Source organism: Kribbella albertanoniae (assembly GCF_004348455.1).
In the GTDB taxonomy this organism is placed as follows: domain Bacteria; phylum Actinomycetota; class Actinomycetes; order Propionibacteriales; family Kribbellaceae; genus Kribbella; species Kribbella albertanoniae.
Genome location: NZ_SMKA01000095.1, coordinates 20397 through 27230, shown reverse-complemented (window position 1 = coordinate 27230; position 6834 = coordinate 20397). Strand labels below are relative to the sequence as shown.

Sequence of the window (6834 nt, the reverse complement as noted above, 5' to 3'; positions counted from 1 at the left end):
CGCCCACCCTGAGTCTCCCCCCGGGCTACCGCCCGGAACTTGCGGGCTACCGCCCGCGACCGATCACCCGTGGCTGGCGTCGAACTGCCCACAACCGTCATCATGCTGCCGGCATCCGGTGCCCGACCGCCGCCCTCAGCTCCACTCGACCCCACACATTCAGCTTCTGCTGTCGCGTGCGCGGAATAGTTCGCGCCATTGCCAGGGCTTCCGGCCGGTGTGGTCGGCGACTGCGCGGAGTGTGGCATCGACTGGAAGCATCGTGCTGCTGGACATCGATTTCTACCGGCAATCCCCTTCCACTCAACGCCGAACTCTCCAGTTCCTGCCTGGCGACTGAACTCACCGTCTTCACCAGATGCGGCGCCGCCACTGTCTAGGAGGCCGTGTGAACTGTTTCAGTCATGGACTGCTCCATCAGTCAGGGGTTTGCACAGTCATAGCGGGCAAACCCCTGACGAACCAATTGCTCACTTCACCTCAGCAGGGCGTGGTGATTGAGCTTGCGTCCGACGTGACGTTTCCCGAATAGATCCAGCCGTAGGGAGTGTTCGCCACGCTCGCCGCCGCATCCGACGATCTGGCGGGCATGACGTTCGCTGCAATCGGCTGCGCGGTCAGGCCGAGTCCGGCGACGGCGGCCGTGATGGCGAGAGCTACCGGGCGTTACAGAGACCGGGTAGCCGGCAATGCCGCGGCACCTCGGACACGCGCCCCCAAACGGCTGCAGGTGGAACAGTCAGGGCGCCGGGCAGGGGATCGCGGCCGACACCCTGACTGGCTTAGTTGTGCGGATCAGGCGAGGGCCTCTCGTCGGGCAGGTCGATGGCCGCGCCGTCGAATTCGATCCACCCCCGGGAATCGCTTCGATACGGTTCAGCGCCCGCACCGACGTCGGTGTCCAGGAATCGAACCTCCGTCGCGCCCTCGTGTCCGTGCACGATTCGCAGGTCATCCAAGCTGGCCCATACCGACGTTGCCCGTGGGCGACCCGGCCAGTGCAGAGCAACAGCTCCGCTTGACCAAATGGCGCCCTCGGCAACAATCCCCGTCCCCGAGACGCCTGACACGTCGCGGTGCCTCACAAGATGAAATCGACGCGGCGGCGTACTGATCTCCATTGGACATCACCCCTTACTCACCAACTGGTCATGTCGTCATGACCAGTTATGAGTTTGGCAGACACGCCTGCGATGAGTCAACGGGCGGGCTTGGATCCCCGGCAGCAAGTGCAAGACTGTGCACAGGCCAAGACGACATAACCAGTGTGAGGACTGTTGATGATCGACCGGGTGAGTGGTGTCCCGGCGTACCGTCAGGTGGCCTCAGACCTGCGCAACAAGATCCAAGCCGGTCAGTACGCAGCGGGCGACAAGTTGCCCTCCGAGCGACAGCTCATCGTTGACTACGGCGTATCCCGGATCACCATCCGGGAAGCAATTGGACTGCTGCGGGCCGAGGGCATCGTGACCGCCGAACACGGCAAGGGTCTGTACGTGCGAGCAGGTGTCTCGGTGGTGCGGCTCAGCCGTAGCCGTCTGAGCCGGGCAGCACGCCAAGACAACCAGGCATTTTTCCTAGGCGATGCCGAGGCGAACGCATTCAAGCCAACTGTGCAGACCACGGTCCGCATCGAAGAAGCCGGCCTCGAACATGCCGACGCGTTGGGTATCGAGCCGGGTTCACCAGTCCTGGTCCGCGACCGAGTGATGAGCGCTGACGGCGTCGTCGTGCAACTGGCGACATCGCGGCTACCGCGCGACCTGACCGAGGGCACGCAGATTGAGCAGGGCGACACGGGCGCCGGCGGAATCCATGCCCGCCTTGAAGAGGCCGGGGTGGTCCTGCACCATCACCGGGAATCGGTAGCGACGAGAATGCCCACAGCAGAAGAAGCTGTGCTGCTTCAGCTACCACCCGGCGTCCCTGTGTTGGCCGTACGCCGGACTACCTACGACACAACCGGACGCGCGGTCGAGGTCAACGACATGACCTTGGTCGGCAACCGCTACGAACTCGTCTACGACATCCCGGCCGACTGACGCACCACACTCGACGGCCGACTGATCAGCCTGCTAGCCGAGTACAGGCCTCCCGAGCATCGGCCTGTGAAACATCCGCTTGCTTCGCATGTGGCACCGCGGCCTCGGGCCGCTGCCTGGGTCTGTGCGGGACGCGTCACGGGTGCGTTGTCCGCAGCGGTCGGCTGCCGCTCCTCCTCGTGGTCGACCGGCTGGAGTCACTCACCGTTTTACTCACAGAAATCAGCAGCAACGACTGCACATCACCACGCACCGATGAGCACTCTCCGGTGGAGAGTGACGAGGCCAGCGCGCGATTCCGAAGAGTGTCGACAACACATGACAGGCCTGCCTCCGTAAAGCGGGGGTTAGGGGTTCGAGTCCCCTCACCGACTCTCTCACCAGGCAGTATCGGCGACGGCTTATTACCCCCCACGCACTACTCGAGGTTTACTTGAGGTTTTGCGCCGCGGCCCTGAGCTTCGCGATGTTCTGCGGCGTTTGCCAACGTCACCCGTCGACACCGGGGCCGCGACCTCTTCGACACTCCCAGGCCGTCTCGCCTGATGGCTCAGCACATCGGTGCCGTTGGATGTGTGTCAGAACTTCGGTGACGGTTTCATGGACCTCGGCGTGGGCTACGGCGGCCCACGGAAGGGTCATCACCAACGTCGACGAGGTCCCGCCGCCGCACCGCCTCGCTGAGCGCGGCTGAAACCGACCGGGCGTCGTACCGAGAGGGCATGGATTCGTATCGTCCGGAAACCGGCGGTACGAATCCACGCTTCGGCTCAGCAGAGCTGGAGGTTACCGGTATCGACGAGGTGGCTGTTGACATCGACGATCTTGGCGCGGAAGACGACACAGTTGCTGCCGGGCGCGTACACCATCGGCGTCCAGTATTGGCTCGGGCTCTGATAGTACGAGGGAGACCACTGCCAGCCAGATGCAGCGGACCAGATGCCTGCCTCACTCGGTCGTCCGGTGGCACCGCTGACCCGGACCCAGTTCGTTCCGCAGGCGCTGCTGTATCGCACCTCGACGGTTCCTGCTCCTAGATAGGTTCGGCTCCAGATCGTGCTGGCGCTGTTCGCGCATCCGGTCGCTTGGGGATCACCGCCGGGCACAGCGGATGCAGTGAGCGGAACGCAGAGAGCTGCAATGGCGATCACGACGCCGGCGAATGCTCGGCGAAATCTCCTGGTGACGCCTCGCCCGATCGTCTTCCGACTACTTTGGGTTGTCACGGTTCCTCCTCAGGTTCTCCGCCACTCGACGGTGGCCTTAACGGGAGCGTGATGGCCCGACACAACTTCGGGGCAGCGTTGTGCGGGCTTGAGTCCTTGCTGCACAAGCAGAACCAGACGCCCGGAATCTGTGCTGGGTGAAAAGCAGGTGGCCCGATGTGTGATCTCGGGCCGCAGCATCAAGATCGCGCGAACTGTCACCGATGTCCTGCGACATGACATCCAGCCCCTAGCCCTGTGATGTCTCAGGACATTGGTGACAGTTCGGTCTCAACACATCGGTGACACTGATGGCCAACCAAGGCATGTGCTCGGGCCGACCGGCCGCGCTCGCTCGGCGGCATGTGCGGACGCCTGGGTGCGCCGCTGAGACACTGTCGCCATGAGGTCAGTGCAGGTCTTCCCAGGCATGGATCTGCGTCCGCTGACGCCCCTGCTCGATAACATTGGCGACCGCGCAGGGGCGGAATGGTTCGGGGGTTGCCGATCGACGCCTTGAAATCAGTTTGACCCACTACGAATCTGCGCAAGACCTAATCCACGCGTTGGAGGACGAGGGCTCGTTCTCCGCGTCCGATGTGGACTCCCTGCGGCAGGTGAGGGATGAACTCGCGGGGAGCGGGGTCGAGGTTCGTGTTTCCGGTCGCGGGGACTACCAAGCCGAGATGCGTGACCTCGTTGAGCGTCTCCTAGCCGAGGGCGGATACGCATTCGACGACTACTCCGACGACCCTTGGTCACTCGAACAGATCCGGCATGGCCGCCGAAGGGCGAGACCTTGAACCGCCCCGGGTTTGATGGTTCCCGGACATCGGCAGGCCGCACGGATCGCGGCTAGATCCGGACGTTCCTGGACGCAACCCGGGGTCGCGGTCAGGGGACTCTTTGCAGCCTTCGTTGCGCTTGCGATGGAGGTCAGGGTAGGTCGAGCCGGTCCAGGATGAGATCGGCGGAGACCAGGTATGCGACCGCGAGAGCAAAGAACACAGCAGGGACCGCTAGCGAACTGCGCGCACGCCTCGTACGCAGGATCAAATAGACGGGGAGAAGCAGGATGCCCCACCACGCCGAGACCTGTACGCCCGCCCTGCGTAGCGCCGCAGAGTCTGCGCCGACCACTGCCCAGCTCAAGAGCGTTGCGAACAGAAGTGACCCCATGGCCGAGTCGCTCGCACCGAACAGTTCAAGCGCAAGGACGTCAAAAGCGACCCACGTCACCGGCAATAGCGCGAGGAACAGGGCCGTGACGGGTGCAGGCGTCGTCCGTCGAGCAGGAGCCGTACGAGAACTGCTCGGGAGGTCCGCGCCGTCCACTGTCATGTTCTGTCTTCCTCCATCCAAGCCACCCACAGAAGTTCTACCAGCCATGCTCGGCCAACACACTCAATTTCGGCAGATCCGGAACGACATGTTCCTGCAGGCCGTGCCGAAGTGTCACCACCAAGCGCCCCGGAAGTGTCACCGATGTTCCACTGACAAACACCTCGACCTGCCAGGGCTGTGTCGTAAGACGTGCGACATCAGCCGGCTCAGGTCGGCGTCAGTCGTACTCAATCAAGTCCTCGACTGCTTGACGTAGCCACGCATAAAAGTTGTCGAACTCTGCCTGCTGTTCCCAGCCCGGTGACGCGAAGTCGTGGATGATCGACACCCGGCCGGATCGATCGAAGTCCCAGCAGGCAACGTCGTCGTCGTCAATCCGGCGAGCGAACGGGACCAGCGTCCGTGTCGGGTAACGCTGACCCAGACCATCAAGCAGCAGGGCAAGTTCTTCGCCTTCGACGATCCGCCACGGCTCCAGATCAGTCAGCCCGAGCTCCACGACCCGAATGAATTGGCGGGGGTACTCGAAGCCGTCGGGCAGGTCAGCCGGGGTCAGTAAGCCAGCCATCAGTTCCCTCCCTGTCCGGTCCAGGGCGAACCGTTCAGCCATGCATGACGATAGCCGCGCTCTGATTGCCAATCCGGTTCGAACCAGTCGCCGGGGCTGGGGGCGACGGGGTCGAGGGTTCCGCTGGAGAAGTCGAGGTAGCAGTCCGAGCCGCAGGTCTCGAGGTTGGCGCGTACCGAGCTGGCCGACCCGGAGTAGCTGGAAACCGTTGACGAACTACGTGAACGGCTGTTGGCTGCTGCGGGTCCGATGTCAGCCCTGCGAGCCGGGTGTTGGCGGATTGCGTTCCAGGGCCTGCCGGTACGACTCGAAGGCGATCGGGTCCTTCACCGGATCCGGACGGTTGGCCTCGTTCAGGGTGGCGGCGCGGGTGATTCCCCCGAAGACGCGATCGACGGCGAGTGCGGCGTCCTCGGCGGACAGAGAGAATTCACGGGCGACTGCTGCCTCCAGTTCGTCTCCGGAGACTCCCCGCTCGTTGGTGGCGAGGGTGAAGTTGACGAGGCCGGCAACGTCGCCGCCTTCCGGCAGCCCCATCGACAGATCATCAGTCCACCCGATGTCGTCTGTCGCCTGGTCGACCGGCTTCGCGGGTGCAATTCGTGACAGCCACGTGCTGGCTTCGTCGTCGGATAGTGGAGCAACCTCGGCACTCGCGGACAGGAGCGGATACGCGCGGCCGGAGTTCCAGCCGCGTTCGTAAGGCGCGGGGTCGAGGACGACGACCCGTACGCCGTCGACTCGTGCGATCTCGTCAGGCCGGCCTTCGTTCCAGATCCAGGCGCCGGTGCCGTCGACGAGGTTGAACTGACCGGTGATACCGCCTGCCGGGGCGAGGTCCCCGGAACCATCGGCTGCCGCAAGCATCGCCGGCGTGGGCGCAGCGGGCACCGCTGAGCTGTCCCGGCGACGGAGGACTCCTCGCCGTACGACGGGAAGCAGCGGGATGAGGTGAGCCGCGAGAAGTGTGTGGAGCTGGAAGTTGTCGGCCACGCCCGAGATCGTGACGCGAAAGGTAGCGCCGGTGGGTCGGTGCAGCACAACCAACGGCTCGTCGTCGAGGATGCGGAGCAGCCCCAGCAGCCAAGGTGCATAGTCGGGAAGGTCGTCTTCCGCGGCAATCGCCGCCGCTGTCAACCGCTCCCGCTGCGGCAGCGTACGTCGGACGTCGGCGCGCTGGGCGAGGTACAGCACGGGTTGCACCCACGACTCGGAGTACATCCACGAGCGGGCGACCGCCCCCGGGGCGTCGATCCGGCCCGCTGCGGCCTCGGCGAATGCCTCGTACTCGCGTGCACCGCAAGCCGCCCGCTCTGGGACTGGTCCAACAAGCTCCTCGTACAGCACCACGAACTGCCGCGTGCCTTCCAAAGCCCGACACGCACGCTCAACCAGTACGTCGAGAACCGGCGCGACATCCCCATCCATGCCAACCAGCGATCCGACGTACTCCGCAAGGGGTCCGCCGAGCGACTGAGGCGCATCGGCGAGCACAGGCACGAGCAACGCGACCGCTGCGTCGAGATCTTGTCGCGTCGCCTCGTCGAACGCGTCCGCGAGGCGCTGCCCAGCCGCGAAGAACCCCTCCGAATCCTTAGCTCGCGCCGCAGCAGCGAGGTCGTCGACGATGCTTCGCAACGATTCCGGAAGAGCCATCGCCCGAGCGTACAGGCCC

Annotated in this window: 5 protein-coding genes; 1 reads left to right on the top strand and 4 read right to left on the bottom strand. The window is 64.4% G+C overall.

Translation table 11 applies throughout. The annotated features are described in order from the left end of the window. The first annotated feature begins 1280 nt into the window (after positions 1-1280). On the top strand, positions 1281-2042 hold the full coding sequence (locus E1261_RS20890) for a GntR family transcriptional regulator (RefSeq protein ID WP_132408933.1): 762 nt from the start codon (positions 1281-1283) through the stop codon (positions 2040-2042). 770 nt (positions 2043-2812) lie between these two features. On the opposite strand, the gene E1261_RS46905 is transcribed toward E1261_RS20890, so the two are convergent. The 4 genes from E1261_RS46905 to E1261_RS20870 form a co-directional block, all read right to left on the bottom strand. Continuing rightward, entirely contained in the window at positions 2813-3148 is a 336-nt protein-coding gene (locus tag E1261_RS46905) for a DUF2690 domain-containing protein (RefSeq protein ID WP_272948596.1), read from the bottom strand. A gap of 1035 nt (positions 3149-4183) precedes the next feature. Further along, positions 4184-4588, bottom strand: coding sequence for a hypothetical protein (locus E1261_RS46440; RefSeq protein ID WP_132408929.1), 405 nt, complete (start codon positions 4586-4588; stop codon positions 4184-4186). Between the two features lie 220 nt (positions 4589-4808). Further along, positions 4809-5159: a hypothetical protein gene (locus E1261_RS20875; RefSeq protein WP_132408927.1), complete on the bottom strand. Its 351-nt coding sequence runs from the start codon at positions 5157-5159 to the stop codon at positions 4809-4811. A 252-nt stretch (positions 5160-5411) separates the two neighbouring features. Further along, the gene (locus tag E1261_RS20870; protein WP_132408925.1) at positions 5412-6815 is read right to left on the bottom strand and encodes a hypothetical protein; all 1404 of its coding nucleotides are present in this window, start codon (positions 6813-6815) and stop codon (positions 5412-5414) included. Between the last annotated feature and the right edge of the window lie 19 nt (positions 6816-6834).

Excerpts from the sequence above, each read along its gene's own strand:
- E1261_RS20890 (WP_132408933.1), top strand. The coding sequence starts at position 1,281 with ATGATCGACCGGGTGAGTGGTGTCCCGGCGTACCGTCAGGTGGCCTCA.
- E1261_RS46440 (WP_132408929.1), bottom strand. The coding sequence starts at position 4,588 with ATGACAGTGGACGGCGCGGACCTCCCGAGCAGTTCTCGTACGGCTCCT.
- E1261_RS20875 (WP_132408927.1), bottom strand. The coding sequence starts at position 5,159 with ATGGCTGGCTTACTGACCCCGGCTGACCTGCCCGACGGCTTCGAGTAC.
- E1261_RS20870 (WP_132408925.1), bottom strand. The coding sequence starts at position 6,815 with ATGGCTCTTCCGGAATCGTTGCGAAGCATCGTCGACGACCTCGCTGCT.